The sequence below is a fragment of the Pseudomonas salomonii genome (assembly GCF_900107155.1).
GTDB classification, from domain to species: Bacteria; Pseudomonadota; Gammaproteobacteria; order Pseudomonadales; family Pseudomonadaceae; genus Aquipseudomonas; species Aquipseudomonas salomonii.
In genome coordinates this window covers 312745-327234 of the sequence record NZ_FNOX01000002.1, presented here as the reverse complement: position 1 = coordinate 327234, position 14490 = coordinate 312745, and the positions used below count along the sequence as shown (strand labels likewise).

At 57.9% G+C, this 14490-nt stretch carries 12 protein-coding genes; 3 read left to right on the top strand and 9 right to left on the bottom strand.

The genetic code is table 11. The annotated features are described in order from the left end of the window. Nucleotides 1-67: 67 nt before the first annotated feature. The 5 genes from gorA to BLV67_RS05455 all read right to left on the bottom strand — a co-directional run bounded on the left by gorA (nt 68) and on the right by BLV67_RS05455 (nt 6648). Nucleotides 68-1426, bottom strand: a complete 1359-nt coding sequence (gorA, locus tag BLV67_RS05475) for a glutathione-disulfide reductase (RefSeq protein WP_069787642.1) — start codon at nt 1424-1426, stop codon at nt 68-70. Nucleotides 1427-1508: 82 nt separating this feature from the next. Then, nucleotides 1509-2261 carry an alpha/beta hydrolase family protein gene (locus BLV67_RS05470; RefSeq protein WP_069787641.1) on the bottom strand — a complete coding sequence of 251 codons (753 nt, stop codon included), beginning with the start codon at nt 2259-2261 and terminating at the stop codon, nt 1509-1511. Nucleotides 2262-3015: 754 nt separating this feature from the next. Beyond that, nucleotides 3016-3762: a sulfite exporter TauE/SafE family protein gene (locus BLV67_RS05465; RefSeq protein ID WP_069787640.1), complete on the bottom strand. Its 747-nt coding sequence runs from the start codon at nt 3760-3762 to the stop codon at nt 3016-3018. 49 nt (nt 3763-3811) lie between these two features. Beyond that, entirely contained in the window at nt 3812-5395 is a 1584-nt protein-coding gene (locus tag BLV67_RS05460) for a rhamnogalacturonan lyase B N-terminal domain-containing protein (RefSeq protein ID WP_069787639.1), read from the bottom strand. Then, on the bottom strand, nt 5395-6648 hold the full coding sequence (locus BLV67_RS05455) for a pectate lyase family protein (protein WP_083269406.1): 1254 nt from the start codon (nt 6646-6648) through the stop codon (nt 5395-5397). The genes BLV67_RS05460 and BLV67_RS05455 overlap by 1 nt, the downstream gene beginning before the upstream one ends. Before the next feature lie 241 nt (nt 6649-6889). Between BLV67_RS05455 and BLV67_RS05450 the strand changes: the two genes are divergently transcribed. After that, on the top strand, nt 6890-8425 hold the full coding sequence (locus BLV67_RS05450) for an aldehyde dehydrogenase family protein (protein ID WP_069787637.1): 1536 nt from the start codon (nt 6890-6892) through the stop codon (nt 8423-8425). Between the two features lie 6 nt (nt 8426-8431). Here the strand turns inward: BLV67_RS05450 and BLV67_RS05445 are convergent, their stop codons facing one another. The 4 genes from BLV67_RS05445 to BLV67_RS05430 form a co-directional block, all read right to left on the bottom strand. Next, complete coding sequence (locus BLV67_RS05445; RefSeq protein ID WP_069787636.1) at nt 8432-9445, bottom strand: AraC family transcriptional regulator; 1014 nt, start codon at nt 9443-9445, stop codon at nt 8432-8434. Between the two features lie 21 nt (nt 9446-9466). Next, nucleotides 9467-10903 (bottom strand): coniferyl aldehyde dehydrogenase, encoded by a 1437-nt coding sequence (locus BLV67_RS05440; RefSeq protein WP_069787635.1) that lies wholly within the window; start codon nt 10901-10903, stop codon nt 9467-9469. Between the two features lie 54 nt (nt 10904-10957). Then, the gene (locus tag BLV67_RS05435) at nt 10958-12178 is read right to left on the bottom strand and encodes an amino acid deaminase/aldolase (RefSeq protein WP_069787634.1); all 1221 of its coding nucleotides are present in this window, start codon (nt 12176-12178) and stop codon (nt 10958-10960) included. A 136-nt stretch (nt 12179-12314) separates the two neighbouring features. Continuing rightward, nucleotides 12315-12989 (bottom strand): TetR/AcrR family transcriptional regulator, encoded by a 675-nt coding sequence (locus BLV67_RS05430; protein WP_069787633.1) that lies wholly within the window; start codon nt 12987-12989, stop codon nt 12315-12317. Between the two features lie 162 nt (nt 12990-13151). On the opposite strand from BLV67_RS05430, the gene BLV67_RS05425 reads away from it, so the two are divergent. Both BLV67_RS05425 and BLV67_RS05420 read left to right on the top strand, forming a co-directional pair. Next, on the top strand, nt 13152-13577 hold the full coding sequence (locus BLV67_RS05425) for a DUF2147 domain-containing protein (protein ID WP_069787632.1): 426 nt from the start codon (nt 13152-13154) through the stop codon (nt 13575-13577). 27 nt (nt 13578-13604) lie between these two features. Next, nucleotides 13605-14486, top strand: a complete 882-nt coding sequence (locus BLV67_RS05420; protein ID WP_069787631.1) for a TorF family putative porin — start codon at nt 13605-13607, stop codon at nt 14484-14486. Nucleotides 14487-14490 lie beyond the last annotated feature (4 nt).

Genomic DNA, 14490 nt, shown 5'->3' with positions numbered 1-14490 from the left:
GGTGAAAGCGTGCGTCTAGCTGCTGTCGTTGCGACAGGGCTAGACGCATCAGATAACCGAAGAGCGGTTAACCCGCGACCGGTGTGCGCATGGTGACGAACTCTTCAGCGGACGTCGGATGCACGGCGATGGTGTCGTCGAAATCGCGCTTGGTCGCGCCCGACTTCAGCGCAATCGCCAAACCCTGCACGATCTCGCCGGCCTCCGGGCCGACCATGTGGCAGCCCAAGACCTTGTCGGTCTTGGCGTCCACCACCAACTTCATCAAAGTGCGCTCCTGGCATTCAGTCAGCGACAATTTCATCGGCCGGAAACGGCTTTCAAAAATCACCACTTCGTGCCCGGCCTCTCGCGCCTCTTCTTCGGTCAACCCGACAGTGCCGATGTCGGGCTGGCTGAACACCGCCGTCGGGATCATCTTGTAATCCACAGGGCGATACTGCTCGGGCTTGAACAAGCGCCGCGCTACGGCCATGCCTTCTGCCAGCGCGACCGGTGTAAGTTGCACCCGACCAATCACATCGCCCAGAGCCAGGATCGACGGTTCAGCGGTTTGATACAGTTCATCGACCTCGACAAAACCTTTCTTGTCGAGTTTGACGCCAGTGTTTTCCAAGCCCAGGTTGTCGAGCATCGGACGCCGACCGGTAGCGTAGAACACGCAGTCCGCCTCAAGCTGACGACCATCCTTGAGGGTTGCTTTCAGGCTGCCATCGGCTTGCTTGTCGATGCGCTCGATGTTGGCATTGAATTGCAGGTTCATGCCGCGCTTGCTCAGCTCTTCCTGCAAATGTTTGCGCACCGTACCGTCAAAGCCGCGCAGGAACAAATCGCCGCGATACAGCAATGTGGTCTCGGCGCCCAACCCGTGGAAGATACCGGCGAATTCAACAGCGATGTAACCACCACCCACCACCAGAACACGCTTTGGCAGTTCTTTGAGGAAGAATGCCTGATTGGAACTGATCGCATGCTCATGACCCGGAATCTCCGGAGTCTGCGGCCAGCCACCGGTAGTGATCAAAATGTTCCTGGCGGTGTGACGCTCACCATTAATCTCGACCGTATGCGGGTCGACGATCTTGGCGTGGCCTTCATGCAAGGTCACGCCGCTGTTGACCAGCAGATCGCGATAGATACCGTTCAGTCGATTGATCTCGCGATCCTTGTTGGCGATCAGTGTTGCCCACTCGAACTTGGCGTCCCCTGGAGTCCATCCGAACCCTTTCGAGTGCTCGAATTCGTCGCAGAAGTGCGCTCCGTAAACCAGCAGTTTTTTCGGGACACAGCCAACGTTTACACAGGTACCACCTAAATATCGGCTCTCGGCCACCGCCACTTTGGCGCCGAAACCGGCGGAGAAGCGCGCAGCCCGAACACCTCCGGAACCTGCACCGATCACATAAAGGTCAAAATCGTAAGTCATTTTCAATTTCCTCGTAATCCAACATGGCAGCGCGCTGTTAAGGGATCGAATGTGTTCTGGGTTGGGTGGAGGTGGACTTAGGTCAGAGGTATCTGGAGCTCCAAGCAGTAATGCAGGAAGCGACATAGTCTGCATCCTGACTGTTAGTAAGGAGGTGATCTGCTGAGTCGAGCGAAATAAAGCTTTTGGGGTGCTTAGCTGCCAGATAAATTTTTTGGGCTTGTTCTATGGATACGGTGGTGTCTATTGGGGAATGAAAAACAAGCAGTGCGCGTCGAAGGTTAGCGATATTCGCATCCTGTTTTTGGGCCTCAATGTCATCCAGAAACTGTTTTTTTATCGTGAACTCTCTGCCGGCGAGCATCACGTTGTATTCGCCAATGTCTCTGATTGCCTCAACATGACCTCTGAACTGCTTCATGACATGGGCGGCTTCAGCGGGTGCACCGATTGTGACTACGCCCTTGGCCTCAGGAATGTGCTTCGCCGCCGCTATGACTGCGGCTCCACCCAAGCTATGGCCAATCAAGATGGAGGGAGCCTGGTACATTTCACGCAGATATTCCGAAGCCGCTACTAGGTCGGCAACGTTGGAGGAGAAATTGCTATTGGAAAAGTCGCCTTCACTACTGCCCAGGCCCGTGAAATCAAATCTGAGCACCGCGATATTGTTGTTGACTAACGCTTTAGCAATTCTTGCGGCAGCTTTGATATCTTTACCGCACGTGAAACAGTGGGCGAACAATGCATAGGCTTTAGGAGATTCTGGCGTCTCGAGCAAACCAGACAGGCTCATACCTTGAGGGTTTTGGAAAGTTATCTTCTTTTTGCTCATCGTGAATCTCTCTCAAATGGCTCTGCTCCTTGCCCGGTACGAACCGGATGAGTGAGCAGTGAATTTAACAAAGCTACCATCCAGAAGGTAGATTATCAAAGATTTACTAGAATACACTCGATTGTGAGCGTCTTAATTCGGTTTGGAGAGAGGAGGGGCCGGGCGTAGCCCCTCTGTTGTGAGCGATCTGCAATTCATCGTATTTGATTATTTCCTCCCTGGCGTTCTCGTGGTATCGCGCTCATCGCTGCCCCGTCCATCTTGATTCCGGGAGCGAGGCTGAACGCCACCCAGTTTCGGAGCAGATACATGAGGAGTCAACGATCGTCCGTCGGTCATGCTGTCATCTTTGTAATTGTTAAATTATGAAAGTTGGCTACATTATTCGCGGCAACGCTAACGCCTATGTCGAGCGTCCGTAGCGTCATTGCCGAGCTTAGACTAAGTGAGCGTTAGGCGAGTAAGGGGGGGCCAAGCAATGTCTTTAGATGTCTACGACGTAGGGTCATTGCGGTAGCTGCCACATCGCTTGGGCGCTCAACAAAACAGTAATTGATGAGTCTGGGTTTGGGCTGATTTTGAAATCTACGGCTGGGTCATAACTTGGTTTTGCGCCGTATCGTTGCTCGCGGTCAGTATCTCTGGTCGGTAACGGCTTCAAGGTTGCGCAACGATAGTATATCCAATTACCGGACCTGCTGCAGGTTCAACACGATATGATAAATTTCGGCTTGGCGGCACCTATCCATATCGATTACTCAAAAAGCAGCTTCAACGCCAAGCCAATCACCACGATATTGAATACCCACTCCATCCATTCATCGCCTTTGCTTAACGCAAATCGTGCCCCGGCGTTTGCGCCAAGCACTGTGCCGGCCAATAGGCATCCGCCGTATTGCCAGTTGATAATGCCGTTGATGCCGAAGACCATCAGCGATCCGATTGACAGCACCAACCCTCCGACCTTTCGAGTGCCAATGGATTCGCTGATCGTTTTGCGAAAAAAAATAATGTAGATGTACGTCGACAGTTTTGCCTGCCCGCCAAATAAACCCCCAACTGCGCCTACTGGGATGAACAGCAAATAACCTGCGAGTCGCCTTGTCCAGGAAGGGTGTGACTCTCCGGCAAGCGGCTTTTTGATTAGCGAAAGCGCTACAAGTAATAACGTCAGTGCTCCAATTATTTTGTGCAGCAGCAGAGGATCGATTTCAATCAGCAGACTCGCCCCCGCCAGCGCCCCAAGCAGACCTAGGAGCGCCGCTGGGAAAGCAGCGGCATAATCGATTTTTCCGTGCTTGTGGAAATGACGTAGTCCAGCCAGCATCGTGCCCAGTGACGCTAAGCGGGCAGTGGCTACGGCCGACTGCGGTGCAATGCCTAGCCCAATCATGACCGGTACTGTGAAAAACACGCTTCCTCCCGTATTGGTGCCGACAAAGCCGGTTACGCTACCTAGAATGACCAGGCCGGCCCCTGTCAGCCACTCGCTAGCTATCATTTCGGCGTGCTTGCCGATGGTGAGTGGGCCGATCGGGTCCCAGTGATCATTACTGCACCCACTGCACGCTATCGAACACAATGCCTGGGCTTAGAAAGCCTTTCCCCGTTTTACCTGATGCCACGCCGATCTCCACTGTGTTAACGCCTACCTGCAGCGCTGTGGCCGGAACACTGACCTCGAACACGGTGTTGTTGCCGCGATAAGTGCCCCGGGTGATGCCACGGCTGTCGGGCTGCTTCGAAGCGGGTGGCACTGGCGCGGTCCAGTGCTGATTGACCCTCACTGCTGGGCGCCCTCCGGCTTGGGCCAGCGAAATAAACAGGCGTAGCCGGTAAGCGCTCAGCTCGTTGGCGGCCAATACGAATTGAATGCGCGTGGGGCTGTTAACGTCGCGCCATTGCACCGCCGGGAATTCATCAGCAGTGCTGGTGCCTACGGTGTAGGTGACGGGGGCCCATGACGCCATGCGTGAATCGCTGGGATGTGCCGATAGCACCAGGTGCGCGTTGCGAAAGCCAGCCGGAGTGCCATCGGGCACACCGATTTGCCATTTCACCTGGCCTGGAAGCGGTTGCGCCTGCAAGCTCGCCTGGGTGGTGGTGCCGGCTTTGACATCAACCGTGCTCTGTGCCACTTCCAGTTCATTCTGATAGAGCGTCATCCGATATTGCCCCGGGCGTACCGCCGTCAATTGGAATCTCCCTCTGCCATCGGCGCGCGCCCAATATTCGGCGTTGGCATTGCTCAAACCCACCACCGCCGGCAGTGCGCTGGTCACGCCGCAAACGTGACCGGCTACCGCGCCGCGCCCAGCGCTGTCCACGAACCCGGCAAGGCCCAGGCTGTTATTGACGAAACCCACGTCGATCAAGGCAGCGTCAGGGGTGCCACCGTCGGTAAATAACAGCCCGTAAACCCCATGCAAGCCGCCGCGATAGGGCTCGGTCTGGGTGTGATTGGAGAACATGTAGTTGTAAAGCTCATGGGTGGTCGGCGTTTTCTGGGTGGCAATATCTTTGAAAAACGCACCTCCAGAGCTGAGTTCACGACTGCCCATCAGCATGTAAACCGCCACACCGGGGCCTTTGACCGCGTGCAGTGGGTCGTCGATCATCGGTTGTGCCGAATAGAACTTGGAGCTGGTGCGCCCGTCGGGTAGCAAAAACACATCTTTGCCTTCGATCGCTGTGCCGACGTTGGAGTCGGTGCCGCGGTCGGCCTTGGGCAGCTTGTTGGCGTTGAGCCGGGCCACAAAGCGCAGCTCGCCCACGGGTAGCAAGGCTGGGGCGTAGGTCGCCATGTAGATAGCAGCGCGACCTTTTTTCGCCAGGTAGTAGTGGATCAACTCTCCCGCCCGCGCACTGATCACAATCACGTCACCTACCGTGTGCACGTCTACCTGTGCGCTGCCAAGGCCTGAAGCAATCTGCGAGGCTTTGGGTTCGGTGGTCTGCAATTCGCTGTCGCGATAGCGCATGGAAGTCAAATCGCCATTGCGCGTGTCCAGGCTGAACAGCAAGTTTGCACCGGTGTCGACGACGATCCGGGAGTCGGTGCGGGTGAAGCCGAAGCCGGCGGCGTGTGCATGGGCCGCAAGTGTGCAAAACATGATCAGCAGGAGGCGTCGCATCACTGGCTCCCCGGATTGACGTGACCAGCACCGGCGTTGTTGGGGACTTCAATTCGCGCCGTTTCGGCTGGCTGCGGTGCAATAAGGTATTGACGGTATTCCTTGAACGCCGCCAGCACAGGAGCATCCTGGGGACGATAGTCATCACCACTCAGGTGTTGCTGGTTGGCAACACAGGGCCTGCCTAGCGCGGACTGGCAGGTGTCGTTGGCCGACTGCGGGATTGGGGCGAAGAGGGCGAATGCCGTGCCGGGTTGTCGGGTATCGTTGAACAGCGGGTGCGATACGTCTTCGAAGTCATTGCCTTCCACCAGCAGATGGGAGCTGGCGGTGCGGGACATGATCGCGCCCTGGTACGTGAGATGGGCAAATACGTTATTGACCAGTTGCGCGCGAATCTCGGCATTGCCCATTCCGCCTGAATGGGGCGCGCGCCCCGAGGTGTCATGCACGTAGTTTCTGAGCAGCGTCAGGGTGTCGTGATGGCCTAGAAACAACCATACCCAATAATGGTGACCATCGCAGGTCGCCGAGTAGGGCGTGCGGCCGTCGAACTCGTTGTTAGAGATCGTCACATGGGTCGCGCTACCCCAACCGGTCACGATCATCTGCCGGCCGATACGCGCGAAGGTATCATGGTCGATCCACACGCCATCTGCATCGTCCAGGGTGAGTGCATCACCGCCCCAGACCACACGGGGGTTGATGTCCGACAGGGTCAGGTTACGCACGATGACATTGTGTGCGCCGCTCCCGATAAACAGCCCCATGCCCTGAATACCGGCACGGGCACTTACTCCCAATAGCGTCTTGTTCGAGCCAATCTTCAGGCGCTGCAGCCCTGCCTTGTCGTAGGTCACTGTGGTCGGCGGTTTTGACTGGCAGAAATGGTTGGCGCCGTCGATCGCCCATTGCCCACCGCCATGGGCACAGGCGTTGGCCATGCATCCGGCCTCCGTTACTTGGGCGCTGCCGTCGGAAACAACCGAACCGCGAAAATCGAAGGTATGGTCCAAGGCGATCACGCGTGGCGTGTCATCGGTGCAATTGCCGCGCGTGTCGAAGCGCGCGCACAAGGCATTTTTCAGTTCAGTGGGTGTGGCGGGGTGCACAGCCGCAGCCTCGCCACCACCGGTCACGCCCTTGGCAAAACCTTCGGGATGGTTTGCCGCCTGGGACAACTGCGGTATCAGCACAAAGGCATATAGCACGGACGCTGACAGGCACTGCACAAATGGATTCCGGAACGTCAACGGTGTGGTCCTGAGTATTTCATTAAAGGCGGCCAAGCCTTGTTAAACAGGCTGTTCATGATCTGAATACCCATCGGTATTAATCAAACGGTTTAATCGCGATAGCGATTGTCTTCAGCTGAGGTTCAGTTGGGCGCTGGCAAATAGCCGTATTTAACCGGTTTTCGTCCGTCTCAACCCTGCTTCAGAGGCTTGCGGTCAGTTACCTTGAAGATTGGCCGATGATTCCGAGGAACGTTGAATGAACACTCCCGATGAATTCAAACCGCGCCCGCGCGACAACGTGCTGCCGTATGAGGCCGAGGTTGCCCGGATGGCATTCACAAACGCCCGCACGGCTTTGCGCGCTCACTCTCTGCTGTCCACCAAGGAGCGCCTGGCCGAACTGTCCAAGCTTAAACAAACGATTCTGGCCCATCGCTCAATGATCATCGCGCGGGTCATGGAGGAGGTGGGCAAGTGTCGAACGGATGCACTGGTTGCGGAGATTCTCGGCACCATTGATTGGCTCAACTGGCTGGAGAAAAATGCCGAGCGGCTGCTGAAGCCTGAAAAGGTCAAAACGCCGATTACGTTGTTGGGCAAGCAGTCGTTGCTGCTGCATGAGCCCCTGGGCGTCGTCCTGATCATATGCCCCTGGAATTACCCCTTCCACAACGCAATCACCGGCATCGCGGCCGCGATCGTTACGGGCAATGCCGTGGTGTATAAACCCTCCGAACACGCTCCCTGCAAGGGATTGATCGAACAGGTCCTGGCGTGTTCATCGGTACTCCAGAGCCTGGTCCGAGTGGTGTACGGCGCCGGCAGCCTGGGTTCGGCGTTGATCGAGCAGCAGCCGGCGAAGATCTTTTTTACCGGCAGTGGCCCCACCGGCAGCAAGATCATGGCTCAGGCCAGTCGTGAATTGATTCCGGTGGAGCTGGAGCTGGGTGGCAAAGATCCGATGATCGTGTTTGCCGATGCACCCATGGCGCGCTCGGTGGCTGGCGCGCTGTGGGGCGGCTTCACCAACGCCGGGCAATCCTGCAGCGGTGTGGAGCGCCTGTTGGTAGAGCACAGCGTGCAGGATCGTTTCGTCGATAGCCTGGTCAAGGAGGCGCAAAAGCTCGTCGTGCGCGTTGGCGATAAAGGCGACGCCGACGTCGGGCGCATGACCGTCGGCTTTCAGCGTGACAAGGTCATTGAGCATGTGCAAGACGCCCTGAGTCTTGGCGCGCGCCTGAGATTCGGTGCCGTACCCAGCGCGAACTCCCTGACTGTGCAGCCGATCATTCTGGACCGTGTCACGCCGGCGATGCGGGTGTGGAACGAGGAAACCTTCGGTCCGGTATTGCCGGTCATGGCCTTCACCAGCGAAGCGCACGCCATTGAGCTGGCCAATGACACTGACTATGGCCTATGTGCCAGTGTGTTTACCGCCGACACGCAGCGCGCGTTGCGGGTGGCCGGCGCACTGGAGGTCGGCGGAGTGTCGATCAACAACGTCAACATGAGCGAAGGCAACCCAGGCTTGCCATTTGGCGGCGCGAAGAAAAGTGGCTTCGGCAAACTGCGTGGGCCGGAAGGGCTGCTTGGGTTCACCCGTAGCAAGGCCGTACTGATTGACAAGGCCGGGAGCAAGATCGAGGCCAATTGGTACCCCTACACATCACGCAAATTCAAGTTGTTCGAACGCTTCATTCAGGCGCTGTATGGGCCGCGTCGTTTACGCCTGCTGGCGATCGCATGGCATGGCTTGCGGTTGGAAGCGTTCAGTCAAAAGCCACGAAAGTGACGGCAGTCAAGCGCGCGTTTGTCGCGGGCCGTGCCCGGTCCAGCGCTTGAACGCCTTGCGGAAGTTCTGCGCGTCGCTGAAGCCCACTTCAAAAGCCACCTCATCCAGCGTCATGCGTACATTGCCCAATAAAGAAAGGGCACGCTTCTTGCGCAGATCATCCAGAATGGCTTGATAGGACATCTCGTTCTGCGCCAGACGCCGGCGCAAGGTGCGTTCGCTCATGCACAACTGAGAAGCGACCGCTGACAAACTGAGGGATGTGCGCAGATCGCGACGCAGAATGCGCTCGACGGATTCGACGAACTCAATTTCGCCGCCCCGGCCGTCACTCATTTCCAACAACTCCATGACTTGTCGATTACTCAACGCATTGTGGGTGCCGATGGGGGTATTGGCCCAGTGCTTGGCGCAGACAAACAGATTGTCCTTGCGGTCAAAGTGCACCGGGCATCTGAACAGGTTTTCATAATGGGCGGCGTAGGCGGGCCGTGGGTAACTCAGTTCGATCGACGACGGGCTGAACGCCGGGCCTGCCAGGGTACGCGCAACGTTCAAGAACACGCCGAAGGCTTCCTCCACCAGAAAGATCAGGATCTCGGGCTCATGAAACGGGCAGGTGACCTGGAGCGTAATATGCCCTGGGGATTCGAGGTTCTCGAAGCTCAATAGCGCGCCGGTCTGTTTCTGCATGTCGATGCCCAGGGCTATCGCGCTACCGAGGGTAGCGCTGGTCAACATGGCATAACCCACCAGGCCCATGGAGGCGATGGACTCGGTCGTGCTCATGTCCAGGCCCAGTCCTCTGTCGCGCCCCTTGGTCATGTCCAGAGCGCGCTTGATCATCAGGCAGGCCTGACGAATCGAGACGCGACTTTGCGGGTTGGCCAGGTCAGCGATGTTGAAGCCTAAACCCAGGCACAGTCGATTCGGGTCCAGGCCCAGTTGCACAATTAGATCCGCCAGACTGCGCAGCAGGTTGACCGGTAAGTCGGCGGTGTGCCGTAGGGGACCGAGCATGCCGTACTCCTTGTGGCGCGCTTACTTGCCTAGCATCAGGCGGGTGACCAGGCGGGTCAGCCGCCCATACGGTGCTGCGACCTTGTCGGACATATTGAAGGGGCTCAGCTTGAATACGCCGCGCGCATGGGACAGGCGCACAAACCCTTCATAGCCATGGTAGGCACCCGTGCCGCTGTCACCGACGCCACCGAAGGGCAGGTCGTCCTGTGTGGCATGCAGCATGGTGCCGTTGATCGTCACACCGCCCGAGCGGGTGTGCTGCACCACGTGTTCAATGCAATTTCGATCATTGGAAAAGCAGTACAGCGCCAGGGGTTTGGGGCGTGTGTTGATAAATGCCAGCGCCTCGTCGAGGCTGTCATAGGCGACCACCGGCAACAGCGGCCCGAAGATTTCCTCGCGCATGATGTCGGTGTTCAACGGCACGTCGGTCAACAGGGTCGGTGGGATTTTGCGCTCGGTGGTCTTATCGAACGCGCTGTCCTGCCATACCTTGGCCCCCGCCACGATGGCCTGATCCACCAGGTTCAACAGGCGTTCATAGTGACGTCGCGAAATAATCGAAGTGTAGTCCTGGTTGCCGTCGATGCTGGGGTACAGCTGTTTGGCCGCCGCCAGCCATTCGGTGGCAAAGCGCTCGACCAGCTGACGCGGCACCAGCACGTAATCGGGAGCGACGCAGGTTTGCCCGGCGTTGAACAACTTGCCGATGGCGATCATGCGCGCAGCCTTCTTCAGCGGGAAATCGGCCGTCAGCACCACCGGTGATTTGCCTCCCAGCTCCAGGGTCACCGGGGTCAGGTTGCGCGCTGCGGCCGCCATCACCAGACGCCCGACCTGGGTAGAACCGGTAAATAGCAAGTGATCGAACGGCAATTCGCTGAAGCGGCTGGCCAATTGCGCGTCGCCGATGACCACGGTGACCTGGTCGGCGGGAAACGTCTTGGCCACCAAGTATTGCAGCAACGCGGCGGTGCGCGGGGTCAGCTCCGACGGTTTGATCATCACCCGATTGCCTGCTGCCAGCGCTTCCACCAGCGGCGCCAGGGTCAGCGTCAACGGGTAGTTCCAGGGCGCCAGAATGCCCACCACGCCCAACGGTTGATAGATCACCTTGGCCGATGCGGGCTTGAAGGCGATGCCCACCTTGCGTTTGCTGGGGCGCATCCAGCCTTTGAGATGCGCGCGGATATGCTTGATGCCGTTGACGATAGGCATCAGCTCACTGAGTTGGGTCTCGGCGAACGAGCGGTTGCCGAAATCCGCGCATACTGCTTCCAGCAGTGAGTCATGATGATCGGTGACCAGGCGCAACACCGCGTTCAAGGCGGCGATGCGCTGCGCGTAGGTCGGGGCGCCCTGGGCATGCACGGCGGCTTGTTGGGCCGTGAACAGTTCATTGAGTAACGGCACAGGCTCAAGCGAATTGGGCATGCTGCTGACAGGCTGATTCATGACGGTAATCCTTGGGCAAGATGCCAGAGAGGGGATGTGAGCGTGCGCGAGTCGTCAGAAGAAATTTTTGCCCTCGCCGCGGTAAGTCGGCACGCGATCCACCACGCGCCCATTGCTGATCACCAGCAGTTCATCGAAACGCTCACACAGCTCGCCCGCCTTGGCGTGACGAAACAGCACCGGGTCGCCGAGGTTCAATGCTTGGCTCAGGGTGTGTTGCAGTGGGGTCTGGACTTCGCCGGCGGCCTCGTTGTCGATCAAGCGACAGCCGCTGGGTAGCCAGGGCTGGGGCAATCGGTCCTTGCCCGCGGGCCCAGAGGCGATGTAACCACCGCCTGAGCACACCATCACGCCGGGGGCCTGGGTGCGTGTCACGGGCAAGGCAAACCCGGCGGCAGGCTTCAGTTCAAAGGCTTGGTAGTGGTCAAACAAGGTCGGTGCGTACAGGCCGGAGCCGGCTGCCAACTCGGTGACCGAAGGATCCTGGCGGGTGCTTTCAAAACTGCCCGTGCCGCCGCCGTTTACAAACTGCAGGGTGTGGCCGGCTTTGCGCAACGCTTGCACAACCTGCTCCCGGCGTTTATTAACTTCGGCTATGGAGCGGCTTTTGAGAAACCGGATGATTCTATTCTTGACGGCTTGGCCTGGCACCGCATCCATCAGTCCGGCAATTTGCCCTTCATAACCCATCAGCCCTTTCAGCATGACGCCTTGGTTCGAGGCGATATCGGCGGCCAGTCCGAGTGCACTTGCCACGTCGTTGATCGGGGAGCGGTGTACGCCAAAGTACAGCCCAGGAAAATCAGACGACATATCCAGATCGATCGCCAACGGCATGACCACACCCTCGGTCATGGCTATCTCGTTGATCGCCAGCACCTGGGTCCGGTTGTCGACCATCAGCGTGATCGAGCGTCCTCGCCGCAATTGACAGGCGACTTTGACCAGGCTGCGCTCATCGACCGTCGGGTAAGCCACCACGATATCGTCGAAACCCAGGCCAGCCAGCCAGGCGGCCTCTGCAGCGCTGTAGCACAGCAGGCCCTGCATGAACGACCCGGTTGCCATGATTGTGCGAATCATCTCCACCGAGCGTATGGATTTTGTCACTAGCCGCACGGGCAGGTGCCCGGCCCGTTTGCCCAGGCACTGAAGGTTGATCGTCAGTGCATCCAGGTCAATCAATGCTGCGGGTAACTGCACCCCGGCCAGTACCTGATGGTAATAGGCATAATCGCGAACAGGTGGCAGTGGGGCGGTTTCGACACGGCGCATGAAGGACCCAATGAGTTCAGCGGTAGGTAAGGAGGCGTGTGGTCTCGCTGTTAAGAGGGTAAAGCGCCCGCGGGTGTCGATGAAGGTGCGATCCGGCCGGGCAACAGGTTCTCACCGGCCATGCTCGCATTCCACTTCACACTCTCGTGACAGGGGCCAACCGATCCAGATGGCTGACAATCATCGACGCGACCATAGCGCAGACGCTCTTGGGGTCCATGGATTCGTCAAACAGCAGTTCGATCGTCGCGTGGATCATCTCCACCGCCACACGGGCAGCGGTGGCCAGTTCTTGAGGATCCGCCTGGGGAAACACGGCCGCGAGGATTTCGGCCTGTGCGCCGGAGACTTTTCGGTGTGAGTCAATCCTTACATGCTCCAGCGCCGGTACCGCGCGCAGCCCTTTGAGGATCCACATGCCGCCCAGTGTCGCCTCCGTGACCCGATAGGTCTCCAGGATCAGATCGGCGAGCGCTGACTCCAACGCCTCTGGCGGCCCGGACAACAGCTGCGGAGTGATCCAGTTATCGATCAGCCCGTTCTGTTTTTCCAGCAGGCGCTCCCCCAATACCGTCAGCAGCGCGTACTTGTTCGGAAAGTAGCGGTACAGCGCTGGCGGGGTCAGCCCGGCACATTCGCAGACCAGGTTGGTGGACAGACGTTCTATTCCCACATCACACAGGGTTTGCGCGGTCGCGACGAGAATCCGCTCGTAGGTCTCAGTGCTGCGCTGCTGTGCAGGCGGTTTCTTGTGATCCTGTTTTTTCCCGGCGTTAGCGGCGCGGGCGCTGGCGGTGTTGGGCTTGGTCATAGGTACCTAGCAAAAAAAGGTTGAAGAATCAGCTTATCAAAATGAAAAAAAATGTTGCTGATGCTCTTAATGGTAGTTATAACTATCGTGTAGCGATGACTATCATAACCGATGCGTCGTTAGTGTGACGGTCTCTTAAAACAAAAAATACAGGTGACGACTATGAACGCGCGGCATTGGCTGTTCCTTTCACTGGCACTGGTGTGCTGCTCCAGCGGTTATGCGGCGGCGGGCCCACAGGAGGCCAAGGGCCTGTGGCTCACGTCGGAAAAGGATGCGGTGGTCAAGGTAGACGAATGCGCCGACAAGCCCGGCGCGCTGTGTGGAAAGGTCGTCTGGGTCAAGGACGTGGCCTCCACCACCAGCGATTGCGGCGTACAGATCATGCAACTGGATCGTTTCGACCAGGAAGCGTGGCGCGATGGCTGGGTGTTTGATCCCCGCGATCATAAAAAATACAAAGGCGTCGTTCGGATCAAAGAGGGGTACCTCAATGTCCGGGCTTTTGTCGGTACCGAGATCCTCGGTAAGACAGAGCAATTCGAGCGCATTGCCTCACTGCCTCCTACTCCGGTTTGCACTTTGTAAATCTGACCTTTCTTGTGGGAGAGCCTCATGCGTGCAACTACACACCATTATCTGATGGCTGCTTTGCTGTGGCCTGTCGTCAGCCCCTCCTTGGCGTTCGCCGACGAGATGGCCAGCTATGCAATCGATGTCACGGCCAAGGCCGTATCCGATGTCAGGACCCGGGGCGTCTCGGATTCGTTGAATCGGCCGGGTGCCAGAGTCACCATTCAAGTCGCCCATGAATCAGGGTTGGTGGCACTGGCCGAATTCACCACTGTCAACAAAAAGCAGTTTCTTGAAGGTGACGGCCTTGGCGTCCTGCTCGCGGGCGGTTATCGCTTCGGCGATCCGGAGGCTTGGCATTACGGTGTGGGTTTGGCGGCAGAGATGTTCCCCGGTGCGCAGTTCAAGGCACCCAACAAATTTGACTTCGACACCTTCACGCCCACCGATGAGCGTACGACCAACTACAACAGCCAGTTCGCCGTGTTGGAAATCGGTTACGGCGCGTTTGAAGGTCGAGTCGCGCGGGTATTGTCCAAAACTTACCGTGGTGCCAACACCGGCGGTGTGTGCGGGGCCCAGTTGCAGTTCCGCGACGATCCCACCAAGGGCTTGGAATGCTACGCCAAGGGCGACCGCAACTCCCGTGGCAGCATGCTCTATGACCTGGACTACAAATACGCATTCGGCATGAACACCACGCTGAAGCTGCATGCGGGTTATCAGCAAATCGTTAATTTCTCCGAAGCCAATGCGGCTGACTACGGCGTTGGCCTAATCCATCACTTGTGGGGCTTCGACTGGGGGCTCGACTGGGTGACCGCAAAGACACGGGCGCGTGAGTTGTATATGGCCGAGGACAACGGGCATGTACGCGCCACGGATGAGAACCGCTGGGTCGCATCGATTTCACGTACTTTCTGAGTAG